Source organism: Pseudonocardia nematodicida (genome assembly GCF_040105385.1).
Lineage (GTDB): Bacteria > Actinomycetota > Actinomycetes > Mycobacteriales > Pseudonocardiaceae > Pseudonocardia > Pseudonocardia nematodicida.
The window spans coordinates 310932-330939 of sequence record NZ_JBEDNQ010000007.1; the positions used below are offsets into that span (position 1 = coordinate 310932).

At 73.3% G+C, this 20008-nt stretch carries 17 protein-coding genes, 1 tRNA gene and 1 pseudogene; 11 read left to right on the forward strand and 8 right to left on the reverse strand.

The window, feature by feature from the left end:
* Positions 1–242: 242 nt before the first annotated feature.
* Positions 243–542 (forward strand): DUF4193 domain-containing protein, encoded by a 300-nt coding sequence (locus WIS52_RS18660; RefSeq protein ID WP_349299560.1) that lies wholly within the window; start codon positions 243–245, stop codon positions 540–542.
* Between the two features lie 96 nt (positions 543–638).
* On the opposite strand, the gene WIS52_RS18665 is transcribed toward WIS52_RS18660, so the two are convergent.
* On the reverse strand, positions 639–1151 hold the full coding sequence (locus tag WIS52_RS18665; protein ID WP_349299561.1) for a DUF3093 domain-containing protein: 513 nt from the start codon (positions 1149–1151) through the stop codon (positions 639–641).
* Positions 1152–1176: 25 nt separating this feature from the next.
* On the opposite strand from WIS52_RS18665, the gene dut reads away from it, so the two are divergent.
* The 4 genes from dut to WIS52_RS18685 all read left to right on the forward strand — a co-directional run bounded on the left by dut (position 1177) and on the right by WIS52_RS18685 (position 6568).
* Positions 1177–1692, forward strand: a complete 516-nt coding sequence (gene dut, locus WIS52_RS18670) for a dUTP diphosphatase (RefSeq protein ID WP_349299562.1) — start codon at positions 1177–1179, stop codon at positions 1690–1692.
* Entirely contained in the window at positions 1692–5171 is a 3480-nt protein-coding gene (locus WIS52_RS18675; RefSeq protein ID WP_349299563.1) for a DUF3710 domain-containing protein, read from the forward strand. The genes dut and WIS52_RS18675 overlap by 1 nt, the downstream gene beginning before the upstream one ends.
* Before the next feature lie 187 nt (positions 5172–5358).
* On the forward strand, positions 5359–5736 hold the full coding sequence (locus WIS52_RS18680; RefSeq protein WP_349299564.1) for an OB-fold nucleic acid binding domain-containing protein: 378 nt from the start codon (positions 5359–5361) through the stop codon (positions 5734–5736).
* A gap of 100 nt (positions 5737–5836) precedes the next feature.
* On the forward strand, positions 5837–6568 hold the full coding sequence (locus WIS52_RS18685) for a DUF3159 domain-containing protein (RefSeq protein WP_349299565.1): 732 nt from the start codon (positions 5837–5839) through the stop codon (positions 6566–6568).
* A gap of 32 nt (positions 6569–6600) precedes the next feature.
* Here the strand turns inward: WIS52_RS18685 and WIS52_RS18690 are convergent, their stop codons facing one another.
* Both WIS52_RS18690 and WIS52_RS18695 read right to left on the reverse strand, forming a co-directional pair.
* Positions 6601–7260: a potassium channel family protein gene (locus WIS52_RS18690; RefSeq protein WP_349299566.1), complete on the reverse strand. Its 660-nt coding sequence runs from the start codon at positions 7258–7260 to the stop codon at positions 6601–6603.
* Positions 7260–7940 (reverse strand): annotated as a pseudogene (locus WIS52_RS18695) (potassium channel family protein); the annotation flags it as partial. The gene WIS52_RS18690 and the pseudogene WIS52_RS18695, both read right to left, overlap by 1 nt.
* Before the next feature lie 68 nt (positions 7941–8008).
* On the opposite strand from WIS52_RS18695, the gene WIS52_RS18700 reads away from it, so the two are divergent.
* The 6 genes from WIS52_RS18700 to WIS52_RS18725 all read left to right on the forward strand — a co-directional run bounded on the left by WIS52_RS18700 (position 8009) and on the right by WIS52_RS18725 (position 14757).
* Entirely contained in the window at positions 8009–10093 is a 2085-nt protein-coding gene (locus tag WIS52_RS18700) for an APC family permease (protein ID WP_349299644.1), read from the forward strand.
* 47 nt (positions 10094–10140) lie between these two features.
* The gene (locus tag WIS52_RS18705; RefSeq protein WP_379610298.1) at positions 10141–11337 is read left to right on the forward strand and encodes a class I SAM-dependent RNA methyltransferase; all 1197 of its coding nucleotides are present in this window, start codon (positions 10141–10143) and stop codon (positions 11335–11337) included.
* 71 nt (positions 11338–11408) lie between these two features.
* A tRNA-Leu gene (locus tag WIS52_RS18710) sits at positions 11409–11483 on the forward strand.
* Positions 11484–12120: 637 nt separating this feature from the next.
* Positions 12121–12249 (forward strand): hypothetical protein, encoded by a 129-nt coding sequence (locus WIS52_RS18715; protein WP_349299567.1) that lies wholly within the window; start codon positions 12121–12123, stop codon positions 12247–12249.
* Between the two features lie 194 nt (positions 12250–12443).
* On the forward strand, positions 12444–13076 hold the full coding sequence (locus WIS52_RS18720; RefSeq protein ID WP_349299568.1) for an ANTAR domain-containing response regulator: 633 nt from the start codon (positions 12444–12446) through the stop codon (positions 13074–13076).
* A gap of 352 nt (positions 13077–13428) precedes the next feature.
* Positions 13429–14757, forward strand: coding sequence for an ABC transporter substrate-binding protein (locus WIS52_RS18725; RefSeq protein ID WP_349299569.1), 1329 nt, complete (start codon positions 13429–13431; stop codon positions 14755–14757).
* A gap of 305 nt (positions 14758–15062) precedes the next feature.
* Here WIS52_RS18725 and WIS52_RS18730 read toward each other — a convergent pair whose 3' ends face one another.
* The 5 genes from WIS52_RS18730 to WIS52_RS18750 all read right to left on the reverse strand — a co-directional run bounded on the left by WIS52_RS18730 (position 15063) and on the right by WIS52_RS18750 (position 19896).
* The gene (locus tag WIS52_RS18730; protein ID WP_349299570.1) at positions 15063–15887 is read right to left on the reverse strand and encodes an ABC transporter ATP-binding protein; all 825 of its coding nucleotides are present in this window, start codon (positions 15885–15887) and stop codon (positions 15063–15065) included.
* A complete protein-coding gene (locus WIS52_RS18735; RefSeq protein ID WP_349299571.1) occupies positions 15884–16930 on the reverse strand; it encodes an ABC transporter ATP-binding protein in 1047 nt (348 codons plus the stop codon). The genes WIS52_RS18730 and WIS52_RS18735 overlap by 4 nt, the downstream gene beginning before the upstream one ends.
* Positions 16920–17915, reverse strand: a complete 996-nt coding sequence (locus WIS52_RS18740; protein WP_349299572.1) for a branched-chain amino acid ABC transporter permease — start codon at positions 17913–17915, stop codon at positions 16920–16922. Before WIS52_RS18740 ends, WIS52_RS18735 begins: the two co-directional genes overlap by 11 nt.
* A 13-nt stretch (positions 17916–17928) precedes the next feature.
* Positions 17929–19332, reverse strand: a complete 1404-nt coding sequence (locus tag WIS52_RS18745) for a branched-chain amino acid ABC transporter permease (protein ID WP_349299573.1) — start codon at positions 19330–19332, stop codon at positions 17929–17931.
* 141 nt (positions 19333–19473) lie between these two features.
* Positions 19474–19896, reverse strand: coding sequence for a PaaI family thioesterase (locus tag WIS52_RS18750; RefSeq protein WP_349299574.1), 423 nt, complete (start codon positions 19894–19896; stop codon positions 19474–19476).
* Positions 19897–20008: the final 112 nt, after the last annotated feature.

Below are 20008 nucleotides of genomic sequence, written 5' to 3' on the forward strand. Positions count from 1 at the left end.
GCAGCGGGCACCGGGCGTTGGGCTACCCTCCCGGCCGCCGGTGCCGGACCGGTCGCCGGGACCGGAGCCGCGTCGATCTTCGGGGGTTCGTCCCCCGGGTGAGACCGGTGTCACTTCCGCCGCCGGGCACAAACCTGGTCGCCGCGACGTTCACCACCGGCACGCGACGATCGACCGATGCGAAGGATCTGCTGCTCACCCGCGCCGTGAGCAGCACGGAGTGAATGGCAAGGGTGAGACCCATGGCGACCGACTACGACGCCCCGCGTCGCAACGAGGCCGACGAGATGGCCGAGGACTCGCTCGACGAGCTCAAGCAGCGTCGTAACGAGGCACAGTCCGCGGTCGTCGACGTCGACGAGACCGACACCGCGGAGAGTTTCGAGCTCCCGGGGGCGGACCTGTCCGGCGAGGAGCTGACGGTGAACGTCCTGCCGAAGCAGGCGGACGAGTTCACCTGCGCGAGCTGTTTCCTGGTGCACCACCGGAGCCGGCTCGCCAGCGCCAGCGGCGGCCAGTTCATCTGCCGCGACTGCGCCTGACGGCGCCGCGGCCCGACCGATACGACAGCGACCCCGGCGGTTCACCGCCGGGGTCTCGTCGTGTCGGGGGTCCGGTCGTGCCGGGGGAGCGGAGCCTCAGCCGGTGGGGGCCTGCTGCTGGGCGGCGATCGCGCCGCGCAGCTCCTCGGGACGGCGGCTGCTCAGCACCCAGTACGGCTCGCCGACCGACGGGTCGGTGATCTCCACCCGGACCAGCGGGCCGATCCACGCCCGGTGCAGGACGTAGGCCGTCGGGTCCAGGTCCGGGCCCATCGCGGCCTGCTTGTCCCCGCGGGCCACGGTGTCGGTGACCCCGACCGCCGACAGCGGCACCGTGCGGCCGTTCGAGACGAGCGTCCCGCCACCGGCCCCGCCACGGACGACCGTGCGGCTGCGGCCCATCCACCACAGCACGCCGAGGCACAGCGGGACCATCGTCACGTAACCGATCCAGGACCGCAGTCCCGGATAGCCCATGTGGATCTGCGCCCCCAGCAGGACACCCATCCCGAGCGCGAGCAGGTACCACCACACCGGCACCGACAACCGCTCGTCGAACGCAGTGGGGCCGGACGTCGCAGAGTCCGTTTCCGGAAGCCGATCGCTCACGGCTCCCAGGGTAGCGTCGCCGACCGTGCCCGGTTCCGTCCCCGCTCCCCCGGACGAGACGCAGGTCGCGCCGTCGATCGACGTGTTGCTGACCCGCCTCGACCCCGGCGTCCCGCTGCCCGTCTACGCGCGGCCCGGAGACGCCGGAGCCGATCTGGTGACCACCTCCGACGTCGTGCTCGCGCCCGGTGAACGCCGGCTCGTGGGCACCGGCGTCGCGGTGGCGCTGCCGCGGGGCTACGCGGGGTTCGTCCACCCGCGGTCCGGGCTGGCCGCCCGCAGCGGCCTGTCGATCGTCAATGCCCCCGGGACCGTGGACGCGGGCTACCGGGGCGAGATCAAGGTGTGCCTGGTCAACACCGACCACCACGAGCCGGTGGCGCTGCACCGGGGGGACCGGATCGCGCAGCTGGTCGTCCAGCGTGTCGAGACGGCACGGTTCGTCGAGGTCGACGCGCTGCCGGAGTCGGTGCGCGGCACGGCCGGCCACGGTTCGACCGGGGGGAGCGCGGTACTCGCGCCCGGGGAGGGCGCCGGCTGATGCCAGGACGATCACGCGGGCGGATGTTCGACATCCGGCCCGAGCACGGCATGGAGGACACCGGCACGGGGACCTACCCCGCGTACCCGGGATACGGCGACTTCGACGACGAGTACGACGGCTACGACGACTACGACGGGTACGGCGCCGACGGGTACGCGGGCCCGGACGACGGCTGGGGCCCGCCCGGTCCGGGCGTACCGCAGCAGGCCGGGAACGGCCGGGCGCCCGGTGGTGGCCCCGCAGCGCCCGGTCGCAACGGTGGCCCGCCCGCCGGCCGCGGCCAGGGCGGCGTCCCCCGGAACGGTGCGCCGAACGGCAGCCCCGGAGGGCCGGGCCGCAACGGAGCACCCGGGCCGCACCGCAACGGGTCCGCCGACGCGGGCCGGAACGGCGCGACCCCGCCCGGGGCTCCGCGTGGCGGTCCCGGGCCGGACGGAGCGCCCGGCGGGGCGGTGGCGACCACCGCCGTCCGGGCCGTCGGCCGTGACCCCGGGCGCGCCCCGGCACCGGGCGCGTCCGGCCGGTTCCCCACCGGATCCGGGGAGTACGACGAGCGGGTCGCCCCGGACGGCCGCTGGGACGAGGACGAGCCGCCGCTGCTCAGCCACCGGCCCGTGTCCCCGGAGGAACCCGCCTACGCCCGCGACCGCACGCCGCAGGGCTTCGACGGGGGCGACCCCGACGACCCGGGCTGGGGCCGCGGCCCCGCCGGGTACGACGACGGGTACTCCGACGACGGGTACGCCGACGACGAGTACGACGAGTACGACGACGAGCAGGACGTGCACGACGAGGACGCCGGGGACTACGACGAGGACGAGTACGGCGTCGGGGACGCCCCGCTCTCGGTCCCGCCGCCCGGCAGCGGCGGCCGGCCGCTCGGTCCGGCCGATGTCGAGGAGCTCGACCCGTCCATGACCGACGCGCTCGCCCGCGTCGACCTCGGGTCGATCCACGTCCCGGTGCCCTACGGCGCCGAGCTGAAGCTGGAGCCGGCCGGCGCCGCGCGCCCGCAGGCGGTCCACCTCATGCTGCCCGAGGGCCGGATCGCGGTCAGCGCGCTGGCCGCGCCCCGTTCGGCCGGGCTGTGGGGCGACCTGGGTGCGGAGATCGAGACCTCGCTGCGCAACGGCGGGGCGCGGGTCCGTGCCGGGCGCGGCGACTGGGGCCGTGAGCTGCACGCCCGCACCGAGAACGCCGCCTCGGTGTTCGTCGGCTGCGACGGGCCGCGGTGGATGGTCTACGGCGTCGCCACCGCGTCGCTGGAGACCGTCGAGGCCCTCGACGTCGAGCTGCGCCGGGTGCTGCGCGGGATCATCGTCGTGCGCGGGAAGTCGCCGTACCCGCCGCGGACGGTGCTGCCGCTCGAGCTCCCCGAGCACATGCGCTCCGAGCAGCCCGAGGCCGCGCAGCCGCAGAAGGCCAGCATCACCGTCTCGGTGCCGGCACCGGCCCCCGAGCGGGACGACGACGAGGCCGACGAGGCGCCCCGGCGTCCGGCCGCCGGTCGCGCTCCTTCCGCGCGGGAGGACGCCCGCCCGGCCGCGCCGGCCCGCCCCGCTACTCCCGCGCGTCCGGCTGCGTCCGGACGGGCGGGCGAGGTGCGTCGCCGGCCGGACGCGCAGCCCGCGCCGGAGCCGGAGACCCGCGCGCTCCCGCAGGTGCCCCGCCGGCCGGCCGCGCGCGCCGCGGCACCGCCGGAGGCTCCGGCCGAGCGGACCGCGGTCGCCCCGCCCCGCCCGGCTCCCGAGCCGCCGGCCGAGCGCACCACCGTGGCCGGCACGCCGCCGGTGCCGGTCGGAGCCGCCGGGACTCCGGTGCCGTCCGGCGCGGATCAGGACGGCGCCGACGCCCCGGGCCCGCACTACGGGCGCAGGGTCGGCCGGCCGGACCGCCCGGACCGCAGTTCCGCCCGTCGGGGCTCCGGGCGGCCGGCGGCCGAGGTCGGGACGGACGAGGACGCCGCCGCGTCGCGCGACCGGTCCGCGACCGGGTCCGGACGGGTCCGGGCTCCGCGCGCCGACCGGCGGCCGGGGGGCGGACGGACCGGGCGCCCGGTGCCGGGCCGGGCCGCCGCGGCCCCGACCCGCGAGCCGGCCGTGCCCGAGCGTTCCGTGCCCGAGCGTTCCGTGCCCGAGCGGGCCGTCGCCGAGCCGGTCGTTCCCGAGCCGGTCGTTCCCGAGATCGCCGCTGCCGAGCCGGAGATGACCGAGCCTCCGGTCCGTCGCGACCCCGCGGTGACCGCGCTCTCGGTCGCCGACCTGCTGGCCGGGACGCCCGCGGACCCGCGCTACGGCGCCGGCCGGACGGACCGGGAGCGCACCGCGCCGGCCGGTCGTCGTCGGGACGGCGGACCGGCCGCCCGCCCGGACGTGAGCCGGGACGGTGGACCGGACGACGCCGAGGGCCGCACCGGCGCGCGCCGCGCCACCGCCGCGGGCACCGAGCCGCGGCGGCGGCGTTCCGCGGAACGCGCCTCCGACGACGAGGACCTGCTCGTCGGCCGTACCGGCGAGGACGCCGACACCCCGCGACCCGACCGGACGACCGGGCGCCGCCGCGACAGCGGTGCCCCGGCCGGCCCGTTGGCGATCGAGGACATCCCGCTCTCCGACGTGCCGTTGATGGAGGCGACGCTCGACCGGGAACCCGATCCCGAGCCCGAACCCGAGCCGTGGTCCGCACCCGCTCCGGCGGCGGAAGCGCTCCCGCGGCGCCGCCGGGAGCGCCCGGCCGCGCGCGACGAACGGTCCGACGCCGAGGACTGGCTCTCGGCCGAGATCGCCGCGAGCCGTCGTCCGGGCCGGCACGGGTCGGGCGGCGCCGGCTGGTCGGTGGCCGACATCCTGGCGTCGTCCGCCGGGACGCCGGAGCCGGCGTCGCCGCGGGCTGCGGGGACCGGCCCCCGGGCGTCGAACGGCGCTCGGGCGTCGAACGGCGCCGAACCGGCCGGCGGACGTCGCCGGAACGGCGGGGCGCGGGATGCGGACCGTGGGTGGCAGGACGACGGCCCGGGCGGGGAGGAGCTGTTCCGCGCGTCGGCCGACGTCGTCGACCGGTACCGGGGCGACCCGCCCGTCACCCCCGACGAGGCCCGCAGCGCCCTGCAGGACCTGCTGCGGAGCGCATCGTCGGACCGGTGGCCGGCCCACGAGACCGGCCAGGCCCGGCCCCGGAACGGCCGGGCGGACGGCGACCGCGACGAGGACGACCGCTCCGGCGTCACCGGGCTGGCCGACTACCGCCGCAGCCGGCGGGCCGCGGTCACCACGGAGGACCCGGGCGACCGGGCGGGCCACGACGCCGGCTTCCGCTCCGGCCTGAACCTCGGTCACCGTGCCACCGGGACCGGCGACGAGCCGGACGACGACCCCGGCCGGGCCGCCGGTGGGTCCGGGCTGACCGGACGCTGGTCGGCCGGTCGCCGCGGTGCGGCGGGCGACCCGTACGACCTCGGCAAGCACCGCCGGGACTGAGGATCGGTGTCCGGACACACCGTGCCCGGGTGGGGGACCGCCCGGGCACATTCCGGGACCCCCACGCGTTACGCTTGATGCGCGGTAACACGACACCCGTCGGGTCGCCACACGCGTGCGCACGGCTCGTGCCACGCACAGTGCGGGACACCGGACGGACCGGGGTCCGCGCGGGCCGAGGAGAGACATGGGCAGCACGGATGGCGGTGCGTTCCGCCGGATGCTCCGCACACTCACCAGCGACGTCGACGAGCTCGACGCACGCGATCTCGCCGAGGACGTCGAGGAGTCCGGCGCCCGCCCCGCCAAGGACTGCGCGTGCGGCGAGGAGGTCACGATGCTCGGCCGGATCCGGAGTGTCGAACACTGCCCGCAGAGCGCCGAGGCGACCCTCAAGGCCGAGCTGTTCGACGGCACCGACGGTGTCACCCTGGTCTGGATGGGCCGGCGCCGGATCCCGGGCATCGAGGCCGGGCGCACGATGCGGGTCCGCGGCCGGGTCTCCGTCCGGGACGGGAAGAAGATCCTCTACAACCCGTACTACGAGATCTGCCAGGCGCAGTGACACGACAGGCGCAGTGACACGACAGGCGCAGTGACAAGACAAGCGCAGTGACACGACCGGGTCCGGCGGCCGCCGGACCCCCGCGAGCGATCGGACGCGAGTGAACGACCCCCGCCACCAGCAGGATGCCCCGACGACCCGGCTCCCGCGGATCGACGCACCCGGCGCGCCGGGCCCCGCGGACGCGCCCGTCCCGCCGGGGGACCGCACCCCGCCGGCGGGAACCGAGGGGGATCGCACGCCGACGCTGCTCGAGCAGATGGGCGGGGTCCCCGGGATCATCGCCTCGTCGGTGCCGGTCGCCGTGTTCGTCGTCGTCAACCTGATCGCCGGGCTGGGACCGGCGCTGTGGGCGGCGCTCGGCGCCGGTGCCCTGGTGCTGGTCTGGCGGCTGGCCCGCCGCGACCCGATCCAGCCCGCGATCTCCGGGCTGCTCGGCGTCGGCATCGCGGCGCTGGTCGCGCGCCAGACCGGCGAGGCCCGCGGCTTCTACCTGCCGGGCCTGCTGACCAGCGCGTTCTTCGCGCTCGCCGCGATCGTGTCGATGATCGCGCGCTGGCCGCTGGCCGGGGTGATCTGGAACGGGATCAACTCGCGCGGGATGGAGTGGCGGCAGAACCGGGCGCTGCTGCGCGCCTACACCCTCGCGACCGGGATCCTGGCGGTGGTGTTCGTGTCCCGGGTGATCGTCCAGGGACTGCTCTACGACGCCAACGCCGAGACCTGGCTGGGCATCGCCCGCCTCGCGATGGGCTACCCGCTGCTCGCCGTCGCGATCCTGGCGACCGTCCTCATCGTGCGGCGGGCCGAAGGCGGCGTTCCGCGCTCGTGAGTGGTTGTCGCGGTCCTGACCGCGACAACCACTCACGAGCTCTTCAGCGCCTCCCGGATCTGCTCCTCGACCGCGGTCGTCGCGACGAACAGCAGCTCGTCGCCGGGCTCGAGGGCGTCGTCGGGCTGCGGCACGATCACCCGGCCGCCGCGCAGGATCGTCACCAGGGCCGAGTCCGGGGGCAGCGTCACCGCCCGTACCGGGCGTCCGGCCAGCGGGGTGTCGTCCGGCAACGTGACCTCGACCAGGTTCGCCTGTCCCTGGCGGAGGGTCATCAACCGGACCAGGTCCCCGACGGCCACGGCCTCCTCGACCAGTGCCGCCAGCAGCCGCGGGGTGGACACCGCGACGTCGACGCCCCAGTTCTCACCGAAGAGCCACTCGTTGCGCGGGTCGTTCACCCGCGCCACCACCCGCCGCACCGCGAACTCGGTCTTGGCCAGCAGCGACACCACCAGGTTGACCTTGTCGTCGCCGGTCGCGGCGATCACCACGTCGCACCCCTCGATCCCGGCGTCCTCCAGCGAGGCCAGCTCGCAGGCGTCGGCGTGCACCCACTCGGCCTCCGGAACGGTGTGCGGGTCGACGTTCGACAGCTCCCGCTCGATCAGCATCACCTGGTGGTCGGACTCCACCAGCTCGAGGGCGATGGAGCGGCCGACCGCGCCGGCCCCGGCGATCGCGACCCGCATCAGTCCTCCTCCGGCGGCACGGCGGCGGCCGCGGTCACCTCGCTGACGGTGCCCGAGACCGCCGCCACGTAGACGGTGTCCTCGGCCTGCACGGTGGTCTCCTTCTCCGGCAGGATCCCGCGCCCGAACCGGACGATGAAGGCGACACGGGCGCCGGTGGCGCGTTCCAGGCCGCGGATCGAGTGCCCGATCCAGTCCTCGTGCAGCGGCAGCGGCAGCACCGCGACGGTGCCGGTCGGCTCCCGCCAGGCGCTGGCGACGCCGTCGGGCAGCAGCATCCGCAGCAGCCGGTCGGTGGTCCACGGCACGGTGGCGACGGTCGGGATGCCGAGCCGCTCGTAGACGGCGGCCCGCTTGGCGTCGTAGATCCGGGCGACGACGTGGTCGACGCCGTAGGTCTCGCGCGCCACCCGGGCCGCGATGATGTTCGAGTTGTCGCCGGAGGAGACGGCGGCGAAGGCGTCGGCGGAACCGACCTCGGCCTCGTCGAGCACGGCGCGGTGGAACCCGTACCCGACGACCTGGCGGCCCTTGAAGTCCGGGCCGAGCCGGCGGAACGCCTGCGGGTCGCGGTCGATGACCGAGACCTCGTGGCCCAGCCGTTCCAGGCTCGAGGCCAGGGACGCGCCGACCCGGCCGCATCCCATGATCACGACGTGCACGGTCGTCGTCCCTTCGGCGGATCCGGGTGCCTGGTGCGCACGCTAGCGCGTCATCCCGCAACCCAGAGGCATAGGCTCGCATCGTGTTGGGCAAGCTCGCCGTCGCCGCCAAGCGGCTCGTGGTCGGACGACCGCAGCGCAGTGACCGCCTGACCAGCACGCTGCTCCCGAAACGTGTCGCGCTCCCGGTGTTCGCCTCGGACGCCATGTCCTCGGTGGCCTACGCCCCCGAGGAGATCTTCCTGACCCTGTCGGTGGCCGGCGTCGCCTCGTACGTGATGTCGCCCTGGATCGGGCTCGCCGTCGTCGTGGTGATGCTGACGGTGGTGGCGAGCTACCGGCAGAACGTGCACGCCTACCCGTCCGGGGGCGGCGACTACGAGGTGGCGACGACCAACCTCGGCCGGCACGCCGGGCTGACCGTGGCGAGCGCCCTGCTCGTCGACTACACGCTCACCGTCGCGGTGTCGATCTCGGCCGCGGCGGCGAACATCGGTGCGCTGGTGCCGTTCGTGGCCGAGCACAAGGTGCTGTTCGCGGTCTCGGCGATCGTGGTGCTCACCGCGATCAACCTGCGCGGCATCCGGGAGTCCGGCATCACCTTCGCGATCCCGGTGTACGCGTTCATCCTCGGCGTCGGCACCATGATCGTCTGGGGGCTCACCCGGATCCTGCTGTTCGGCGACGAGGTCCGCGCGGCGAGCGCGGACCTGCACCTCGTCGCCGAGGGCGACCAGTTCACCGGGCTCGCGCTGATGCTGCTCGTGCTGCGTTCCTTCACCCAGGGTGCCGCCGCGCTGACCGGCGTCGAGGCGATCTCCAACGGCGTCCCGGCGTTCCGCAAGCCCAAGTCGCGCAACGCCGCCACCACGCTCCTCATGCTCGGCGCGATCTCGGTGTCGCTGTTCATGGGGCTGATCGCGCTGGCCCAGCTGACCGGAGTCAAGATCGCCGAGGACCCGGCCCGGCAGTTCCCGGACGCGCCGCCCGGCTACCAGCAGCAGACGATGATCGCCCAGCTGGCCGACGCCGTCTTCGCGAACTTCCGGCCCGGCTTCCTGTTCGTGATCGTGATGACCGCGCTGATCCTGGTGCTGGCCGCGAACACCGCGTTCAACGGCTTCCCGGTGCTGGGCTCGATCCTGTCCCAGGACCGCTACCTGCCCCGCCAGCTGCACACCCGCGGCGACCGGCTCGCGTTCTCCAACGGGATCGTGCTGCTCGCGCTGTTCGCGATCCTGCTGGTCGTCGGGTTCGAGGCCGAGGTCACCAAGCTGATCCCGCTCTACACCGTCGGGGTGTTCGTGTCGTTCACGCTGTCCCAGGCCGGGATGGTGCGGCACTGGAACCGCGAGCTGGCCCGGGGCCCGTCCGCGCCCGAGCGGCGGCGGATGCGGCGCAGCCAGACCATCAACGGCTTCGGCGCATGCATGACCGGGCTCGTGCTGATCACCGTGTTGATCACCAAGTTCACCCTGGGGGCGTGGATCGCGATCGTCGCGATGGCCGGGTTCTTCGTGCTGATGCTGGCCATCCGGCGGCACTACGACCGCGTCGCCGCCGCGCTGGTCGCCGACGAGACCGACGACGTGCTGCCCTCGCGCAACCACGCCGTCGTCCTGGTCTCGACGCTGCACAAGCCGACCCTGCGCGCGCTGGCCTACGCCCGCGCGACCCGCCCGGACATCCTCGAGGCCGTCACCGTCAACGTCGACGACGCCGACACCAAGAAGCTGGTCGACCTGTGGCACCGGCGCGGGATCCCGGTGCCGCTCAAGGTCGTGGAGTCCCCGTACCGGGAGATCACGCGGCCCGTGCTGGACTATGTGAAGCGGATCCGCACCGACTCCCCGCGCGACGTCGTGACCGTCTACATCCCGGAGTACGTCGTCGGGCACTGGTGGGAGCAGATCCTGCACAACCAGAGCGCGCTGCGGCTGAAGTCGCGGCTGCTGTTCCAGCCGGGAGTGATGGTGACGAGCGTGCCGTGGCAGCTGCCGTCGTCGTCGCGCACCCGGGGCCTGTCGCCGCTCGCCGCCCCCGGGGCGAGCCGGCGCGGCTATCCGGGTCTGGAACCGCTGCCCGGCGACCGGCGCGACGGGAACGGCGTGGCCACGCCGGGGACGAGACCGAGTGCGGGCGCGGCCCGCGGGACGAAGGGAGACCGGTGAGCTCTGCACGACCGGTGCGCACGGCAGGACCGGACGACGCTCGGCCGGTGACGGACTGGACCGACCGGATGCTGGAGTTCACCGTCGGGCCGGTCGCGCACGGCGGGCACTGCGTGGGGCGGGTGGGCGACGACAGGGCCGACGACCCGACCGGCCGGGTCGTGTTCGTCCGGCACGCGCTGCCCGGCGAGCGGGTCCGCGCCGTCGTCACCGAGGACGCGGGCGGGTCGTACTGCCGCGCCGACGCCGTCGCCGTGCTGGAGGCCTCACCGGACCGGGTCGAGCCGCCGTGCTCCTGGGCCGGGCCAGGTGGCTGCGGCGGCTGCGACTTCCAGCACGCCACCCCGGAGGCCCAGCGCCGGCTCAAGACCGCGGTGCTGCGCGAGCAGCTCGCCCGGCTCGCCGCACCGGCCGCCCCGCTGTCCACGGTCCCGTTCGACGCCGTCGAGGTCGAGGAGCTGCCGGGCGGGCCGCTCGGCTGGCGGACCCGGGTGCGCCTGGCCGTCGACGACGCCGGCGTCCCCGGCCTGCGGGCGCACCGCAGTCACGACGTCTGCGAGATCGGCGACTGCCCACTGGTGCCCGGCGGGGCGCTCGCCGAGGTCCTCGAGCGGCGGTTCCGGCCCGGTTCCGAGGTCGACGTGACGGTGCACGACGACGGCGCCGCCCGGGTCGGCTCCGGCGCCACCGCACATGCCGCGGGACGGACCTGGGAGCTGTCGGCGGGCACCTTCTGGCAGGTGCACCCCGCCCTGCCGGACACCCTCGCCGCGGTGGTGGGGGAGTGGGCCGACGTCCCGGCCGGGGGCGTCGCCTGGGACCTCTACGGCGGCGTCGGGCTGCTCGCGTCGGTGCTGGCCGGCCAGGCCGGGCCGGACGGGACGGTCCTGGTGGTGGAGTCCGCACCCTCCGCGGTGGCCGACGGCGCTGCCGCGCTCGCGGACCTGCCGCAGGTCGAGTTCGTGCAGGGACGGGCCGAGCGGGAGATCGCCCGGCTGCGGCCGGACCCGGACGTCGTGGTGACCGACCCGCCGCGCACCGGCCTGGGCCGGGCGGCCGTGCGCGCGCTCACCGGCCGCGGGCCGCAGCGGGTGGTGCACGTGGCCTGCGACCCGGCGGCGCTCGGGCGGGACCTCGCGCTGTTCGCCGAGTACGGGTACCGGGTCGCGGGGCTGCGCGCGTTCGACGCGTTCCCGATGACCCACCACCTGGAGGCGGTGGCGTTGCTGGAACGGGTGGGGTGACGGCCCCACGCTCGTCGGGGCTGGGCTGCGCGCTAAGGTGGAGCAGACAACTTAATCGACTGAATGCAGTAGCCCCCGTAGCCCAATTGGCAGCAGGCAGTGGATTCAAAATCCATACAGTGTGGGTTCGAGTCCCACCGGGGGCACATTTCCCGCCGATTCTGTCGGTGGTGCGGTCGACACTTCCGCCATGCATCCGCAGGAGACCGTCGATCACGCGCTGACCACGGTGGGGCACTGGAAACGCGGCAGCCGTCGCGCCCGGCCGCCGGAGGTCACCTGCTTCCGGTGCCGGCCCCTCCCGGTGCCCGGCGGTGACGCCTACCTGCTCGGGATGTACCTCGGTGACGGCCACATCGTCGTCGGACGGCGTGGAGTCCAGTCCCTGTCGCTCTTCTGCGACGACTCCTGGCCGGGGATCCTGGAGGAGGCGGCCGCGACCCTGGGCTCCACTCTCGGAGGTGCCGTCTGCAGGGTAGGTAAGACGGGCTGCACCGCCGTCAAGAGCTACTCGAAGCACGGGGTCTGCCTGTTCTCCCAGCACGGTCCGGGGATGAAACACACCCGCGAGATCCGGCTCGAGGAGTGGCAGCAGGAGATCGTCGACGCAGAGCCGGCGCAGTTCCTCAAGGGACTGTTCCACTCCGACGGCTGCCGCGCGACGAACCGCATCCGGAGCACCCGTCCCGACGGATCGGTCCGCGAGTACACCTACCGGTGCCGTCTTCTCGCTCGGCAAGCCTCGCTCGGTGATGGTTCCTCTCCAACACCTCCGACGACATCATGCGTCTGGCCGAGGCGGCGCTGGACAGGCTCGGCATCGCCCACCGCCGCAACCGTCCCACCTCGCTGTCGGTGGCCCGGCGGGACGCCGTCGCGGCACTGGACGCGGCGATCGGGCCGAAGTCATGACCCGGCAGTAGCGACCCGACCGGAAGGGAGGCCCCGCCGGAAGGGGAGGAAAGGCGCGGGCGCGACGTGTTTCCGCACACGAAGGGCCGAAGGAATGCGGTCGGGCAGCGCCGTCGCCGGTAGCGTGTGGGACTTCCGGGCACACAGTTCCGGACCCAGCCCGAGCTCCCGATCCAGCCCGAAGGAGATCCTTCGTGACCGACAACGTTCCCGCAGACACGCCGGCCGAGGACGGCCCGCAGCCCGGGTGGCGAGTGCTGGTCGTCGAGGACGAGGCGCTCATCCGGATGGACCTCGCCGAGATGCTCGCCGAGGAGGGCTACCAGGTCGCCGGTGAGGCCGGCGACGGCGAGGCGGCCATCACCCAGGCCCGTGAGCTGCGCCCCGACCTGGTCATCATGGACGTCAAGATGCCGAAGAAGGACGGCATCGAGGCGGCCTCGGTGATCGTCGACGAGAAGATCGCGCCGGTCGTCATGCTGACCGCGTTCAGCCAGCGTGACCTGATCGAGCGCGCCCGCGACGCCGGCGCGATGGCCTACCTGGTCAAGCCGTTCGCCCGCCACGAGCTGGTCCCGGCCATCGAGCTCGCCGTCTCCCGGTTCGCCGAGAAGCGGGCGCTCGAGGACGAGGTCGCCTCGCTCAACGAGCGCTTCGAGACCCGGAAGGTCGTCGACCGGGCCAAGGGCCTGCTGATGACCGCGCAGAAGATGTCCGAGCCGGAGGCATTCCGCTGGATCCAGCGCACTGCGATGGACCGGCGCACCACGATGAAGGCGGTCGCCGAGGCCGTCGTCGAGGGCCTCGCTCCCGCCAAGTCCTCCTGACGGCCGGGGCCGGGTCCCGGCCCGGCCCCGCTGCAGGCACACGGCCCCGCCCGCTCGTCCGAACCGGCGGGGCCGTTCTGCGTCGGCCATCGCCTGTGGTTCCGATTCGTTACGGTTCCGACGGTTCCGGAACCGTTCCGATTCCGTTCCGCGACGCCACAGGGAAACAGGCCGGTCACGGCGCGTCGCGTGATCGACGCCGCGAAAGTGTCGTCGATGTTGCCGGTGGGACGAACCATCACATTCTTGTCACGAGCGGTGATCGGCGCCCATTTACCCCCGGTTTCGTACTAGTTTTCCGGCCATCCTCCCGCGCCACCCGGCGGCGGGAGGCGGTCGAAGGGGAACTTGAATGACGCGATCAACGTGGCGACTCGCCGCCCTGGCCGGGGTGGCGTCGCTGGTACTGGCCGGATGTGGCGGCGGTGGCGGCGACGCCGGGGACGCCGGCGGGGAGACGGGTGGCGAGGCGCCCTCGGCTGCCGGCGCGGACTGCACGCCGCCGCAGGCCCAGGCGTCCGGCAACCCCAGCACGGAGCCGCTGAAGATCGGTTCGCTGCTGCCGGAGACCGGCAGCCTCGCCTTCCTCGGCCCGCCCGAGTTCGCCGGTGTCGACGTGGCGATCAACGAGATCAACGAAGCCGGCGGTGTGCTGGGCAACCCGATCGAGCACCTGCGCGGTGACTCCGGCGACGACACCACCGACATCGCCAACCAGACCGTGGACCGGCACCTGGCGTCCGGCACCCAGGTGATCGTCGGCGCCGCGGCGTCCGGCGTCTCCAAGCTGGTGATCGACAAGATCACCGGTGCCGGCGTGGTCCAGTTCTCGCCGGCGAACACCTCCGACGAGTTCACCTGCTGGGAGGACGCCGGTCTCTACTTCCGGACCGCCCCGGCGGACGTCCTGCAGGCGCAGGCGCTGTCCGAGCTGATGGCGTCCGACGGCGCGCAGCGGGTCAGCATCCTGGCCCGTAACGACCCCTACGGCGCCGGTCTCGCGGACAACACCGAGCAGAACCTGCTCTCCGCCGGCATCCCGCAGGACGCGATCCAGAAGATCATCTACGACCCCAACGCGGCGTCGTTCAACCCGGAGATCGACCAGGTCGCGCAGTTCAACCCCGACTCGGTCGCGGTGATCGGCTTCGACGAGTCGAAGCGGATCATCACCCGCATGAGCGAGGTCAACATCGGCCCGGGCGAGAAGAACGTCTACGGCACCGACGGCAACATGGGCAACGCGCTCGGCGAGGGCCTGCCGGCCGGTCTGCTCGAGGGCATGAAGGGCACCACCCCGCTGACCGAGCTCTCCGGAGACTTCGAGCAGCGGCTGCGGACCCAGGACCCGGGCCTGACCGACGTCAACTACGCCGGTGAGTCCTACGACGCGGTGATGATCTCCGCGCTGGCGGCCGAGGCGGCCCAGTCGACCAACGGCGTCGACATCGCGTCCGAGATCAACGGGGTCACCCGCGACGGCGAGAAGTGCACCACCTTCGCGGACTGCAAGGCGATCCTCGACGGTGGCGGCGACATCGACTTCGACGGTGTCACCGGTACGCTGGACTTCGTCGACGCCGGTGAGCCCGGCTCGGGTTCCTACGGCGTGCTGTCCTTCCAGCCGGACAACACCCTGAGCGACGACATCACCTACATCACGGTCGGCGAGCAGGCCTGACGTAGGGACGCACCACCACGCACCACCACCGGAGGGGCGGGCCGCCACGGCCCGCCCCTCCGTCGTGTCCGGGCCACGGAGCAGCAGCCGGGGTGTCACAGGTCGGCCCGGCGGCGTCGTGGCGTCCGCCCCCGACACACGCACCTCCTCCACCCCCCGTGGCGCGGCCGCACGCCTGCTGCATCGGGTGTGAAGCGCGGTCCGGGGGTGTGCAGCGGCCGTTCGACGGTCCGGGGCGACCCGTCGCCGGATGCGGAACGGCCCCGCCCCCGGTGTGGGGGAGCGGGGCCGTCGTCGTGGGACCGCTACTTCTTCTCGCTGCTCCCGGCCAGGGTGCCCAGGTACAGCTCGATGACCTTCGGGTCGTTCAGCAGCTCCCCGCCGCCGGCGGAGTAGGCCGACCGGCCCTGGTCGAGCACGTAGCCCCGGTCGCAGATCTGCAGGCACCGGCGGGCGTTCTGCTCGACCATGATCACCGAGACGCCGCTGGCGTTGATCCGCTTGCAGCGCACGAAGACCTCGTCCTGCAGCATCGGCGACAGGCCCGCCGAGGGCTCGTCGAGCAGCAGCACCGAGGGCTCCATCATCAGCGCCCGGCCCATCGCGACCATCTGCCGCTCACCACCGGACAGCGAGCCCGCCTTGGTCCTGCGGCGCTGCCCCAGCATCGGGAACAGGTCGGCGACCTCGTCGAACCGCTTCGCGAACGACTTGGGGCGCAGGAACACGCCCATCTGCATGTTCTCCTCGATCGAGAGCGAGGGGAACACGTTGTCCCGCTGGGGCACGTAGCCGACGCCCTTGGTGACCAGGACGTGCGCCTTCGCGCCGGTGATGTCGGCGTCCCGCAGCCGGACCGTGCCCGACCGCACCGGGATGAGCCCGAACATCGCCTTGAGCAGCGTCGACTTCCCGGCCCCGTTCGGTCCGATGATGCCGACGATCTCGCCGTCGCGGAGGAAGAAGTCGCTGTCGTTGAGGATGTTGACGCCGGGAACGTAGCCGGCGACGAGGGTGTCCACCCGCAGCAGCGCGCCCTCGGCCCGCTCCCGGTGCACCTCCGGGGTGGCCGCGCGCTCGGCCTCGGTCAGCTCGGTCGCCTGCGGGGCCCCGGCCGCGTTCTCGCTCATGTGCGCTTCTCCTCGTCGGACGCGGTCGCGCCGTCGGACGCCGTCGTGCCGCCGTCCGTCGTCGTGCTGCCGGCCGCGGCCGGGGGTTCACCCGGCGCGCGTCCCTGCTCGGCGGCCTCGATCTCCTCGGCCTCCATCTCGGCGACCAGCTCGGCGGTCTCGCCGACCGGGTTGCCGTCGGCGTCGAACTCCAGCACCTGGTCGTGGTGGGCGCCCAGGTAGGCGTCCACGACGGCCTGGTTGGACGACAGTGCCTCCGGCGGCCCCTCGGCGATCACCTGGCCCTGGGCCATCACGACGACCCAGTCGCTGATGTCGCGGATGACGTCCATGTCGTGCTCGACGAACACCACGCTCATACCCTCGTCGCGCAGCGACTTGACGTGGCCGAGCAGGCTCTGCGTCAGCGCCGGGTTCACCCCGGCCATCGGCTCGTCGAGCATGACGACCTTCGGATCCATCATCAGAGCCCGGGCCATCTCGAGCAGCTTGCGCTGACCGCCGGACAGCGAGCCGGCCATGTCCTCGGCCTTGGCGTCCAGCTTGAACCGGGTGAGCAGCTCGTAGGCCCGCTCGGTGATCTGCTTCTCCTGCGCCCCCCAGCCGGTGAACAGCGCGCCGAGGAAGCTCTCGCCGCGCTGGCCGGTCGCGCCGAGCCGCATGTTCTCCAGCACCGTCATCCCGGCCAGGGCCTTGGTCAGCTGGAACGTGCGGACCACGCCCTTGCGGGCGACCCGGTGCGGGGGCAGCTTCTGCAGCGGCGTCCCGTCGTAGACCCAGGAGCCGGTGTCGGCCTTGTCGAACCCGGTGAGCAGGTTGAACAGGGTGGTCTTCCCGGCCCCGTTCGGGCCGATCAGGCCGGTGATCGCGCCGCGCTGGAACTCCAGGTGCGCGACGTCCACGGCCTTCAGGCCGCCGAAGGTGCGGGTGACGCCGTCCACGGTGAGCACGGTGTCCGGCTTGGCCACCCCGACCTCCGGGGCGACCCCGGCGAGGGCACGCTCCGGAAGCACCGGGGCACCCGTCTCGTTCTCAGCGGCCATCGCTGAGCACCTCCCTCTTGCGTCCGAAGATGCCTTGTGGCCGGAAGACCATCATCAGGCCCAGGAACAGGCCTACCAGGACGAAGCGGATCGCGCCGACGTCCTGCGAGTCGATGAAGGGCAGCAGCGGGTTCTCGCCGGCGGTGGCCTGGCGCAGGAACGCGTCGGCGATCGACAGCAGGAACCAGAAGATCATCGCGCCGACGACCGGGCCGAACACCCGGCCGGCCCCGCCCAGGATGAGCGCGGCGTAGGCGAAGAACGTCTGCGGCGGGGAGTAGAAGTCCGGCGTCAGCGACTGGGTCGCCAGGGCGAACACGATGCCGCCGAGGGCGCCGAAGACACCGCCGAGGGCCAGCGCCTGCATCTTGTAGGCGAAGACGTTCTTGCCCAGCGCGCGGGCGGCGTCCTCGTCCTCCCGGATCGCCTTGAGCACCCGGCCCCACGGGCTGCGCACGAGCAGCCAGGTGAGCAGCGTGCACAGCAGGACCACGGTCCAGCCCATGACGATCGCCCACAGGTCCGGCCCGCGCAGGGTCAGCCCGAGGATCGAGTAGGTGGGCTGGGTGAACGGGTTGGCCGCGGCGAACGCGCCGCCGAAGCCGGTGAGGCCCTGGGTACCGCCGGTGAACTCGGTCTGCGAGGTCGACCGGGTGATCAGGCGCAGGATCTCCGAGGCCGCGATCGTCACGATCGCGAGGTAGTCGGCGCGCAGCCGCAGCGTCGGGATGCCCAGCACGAGTGCCAGCGCGACGCCGCAGCCCATGCCGATCAGTACGCCCAGCCACAGCGGGGCGCCGTAGTTGGCCACCGAGATGCCCATGCCGTACGCGCCGACCAGGGCGAACCCGATCTGACCGAAGTTCAGCAGTCCGGCGTAGCCGAAGTGGATGTTGAGGCCCAGCGCCAGCAGCGCGAAGAAGATGGCCGAGGGCCCGATCAGCTGGTAGAAGCCGACGGACAGGAGTGTTCCGACATCGATCATGATGCTCCGCCCCTCAGCCGATCCGTGCCTTGGACCCGAGCAGGCCCTGCGGTCGGAACACCAGGATCACGATGAGTACCGCCAGGCCGCCGAGGTACTTGAGGTCCAGCGGCAGCACGAGCGTGGACAGCTGGACCAGGACGCCGACGATGAGGCAGCCGAGCAGCGCGCCGTAGGCCGTGCCGAGGCCGCCCAGGATGACGCCGGCGAACATCAGCAGCAGCAGGCGGAAGCCCATCTCGTACTGCACCGTGCTGGAGAGCTCCGAGAGCGCGAACAGCACGCCGCCGAGGGTGGCGAGCGCGCCGCCCATCATCCAGACGAACAGCACGACGCGGTCGACGTTGATGCCCGACGACGCGGCGAGGTCCCGGTTGTCCGAGACCGCGCGCATCGCCTTGCCGATCCGGGTCTTCTGCAGCAGCAGCGCGACCCCGATCAGCACCACGATCGAGATGATGATCGCCGACAGGTCCTTGTCGGTGAGTGCGATCGGTCCGTAGTTCCGCACGGTCTGCGCGGTGTAGTCGGCGAACGACTCGGACCGGCCGCCGAAGATGATCAGCACCAGGTAGCGCAGCGCGATCGACAGGCCGATCGAGACGACCAGCTGGGCGATCAGGCCGGCGCCGCGCCGGCGCAGCCGGCGCCAGATGCCGAGCTCGTTGGCCGCTCCCAGCGCCGCGCCGACGATCATCGCGATGATCGTGGCGGGGATCAGGTGCACGCCACCCAGGACGTTGATGAACCACGCGACGACGGCGCCGATGGTCACCATCTCGCCGTGCGCGAAGTTGGTGAGGCCGGTCGTACCGAAGATCAGCGACAGGCCGACCGCGGAGATGCCGATGACCAGACCGAACCGGATACCGTCGACGAGCAGCCGCAGGAACGTCGCGAACCCGGAGGCGCCCAGCCCCGCCTGCTCCTCGCCGAACCGGAAGACGACGGTGTTCAGCGACCCGGAGCTGACGTCACGGGTGGTCTCGCCCTGCAGCACCTCGGTGCCCTGGGGGAGGGTCTCGGAGTCCAGCCGGAAGGTGTAGCTGCCCTCACCGGGGACGGTGATCTGCCAGCGGCCGGTGGCCTCCGAGACACCCTCGGCGACCTGGGCGCCGTTCTGCTCGGCGATGATCACGACGCCGTCCAGCGGCTCGCCGTTCTGGTCGCGCAGCGTGCCGCTGACGTCGATGCCGTCGGTCTGCTGGGCGGGTGCGCCGGCGACCGGCGCCGCGGCGGGCGGGGGTGTGCCCGTGGCGGCCAGCGCGGTCCCGGACAGCGCGAGCCCGCTGATCATGACGATCAGCAGGCCGACGAGCCAGCGCGCTGCGGCGGGTATCGGGGCTCGCGGGACGCGTGCGCGGACGGCACCCGCGCGGTCGGCGCGCCCGCGGCGCGGGAAGCGGGGTGGTGGCAACGTACGTCCGTCCTCGTGGGGCAGATAAGGGGCCGGCCCGGGTGGGTGGCCGGAGCGAACCTAGCCGAGGCGTGAACGCATTCGAACGGCTCGGGGCCGGACGTAGCCGAGACGTAACCCGCGAGTAGCGCTGCGCGATCGTCAGGGTACGAGCGGTCGTGTGTCGCGGTGCAGACACGTCAGTTTCGCGGTGCACACACGACGGTTCTCGTCGTCCCGCACGACGATCTCCGTCGTCGAGGTGGACCGTCCGATGTGGATCGGACGGGCGGTTCCGGTGACGTGTCCGGTGGTGGCGGACCGGTGGTGGGTGCAGGCCAGCTCCAGGCCGACCGGGAAGCGGTCGGGCAGCGCGTGCAGCGCCGAGAGCGTCGACCCCAGGGTCTCGGCGAGCACGGCGCTCGCGCCGCCGTGCAGCAGCCCGTACGGCTGCCGGTTGCCCTCGACCGGCAGCCGGCCGACGACCTCGTCGTGGGTGAGGGTGATCAGCTCGATGCCCATCCGGGCCACGAGCTGCTCGGGGGCGGTCTGCAGCTCCGGTAGCTGCGCGGGATCGATCGGCACCCGGCGGACCCTACGGCGGCCCCGGTCACGGCCCGCCGGGGCCGACCGGTCACCCCATGGGGCGCGTCGCTCGACACATCGCGGCGTGCGCACTTGCCCGGCCCGCCCGATG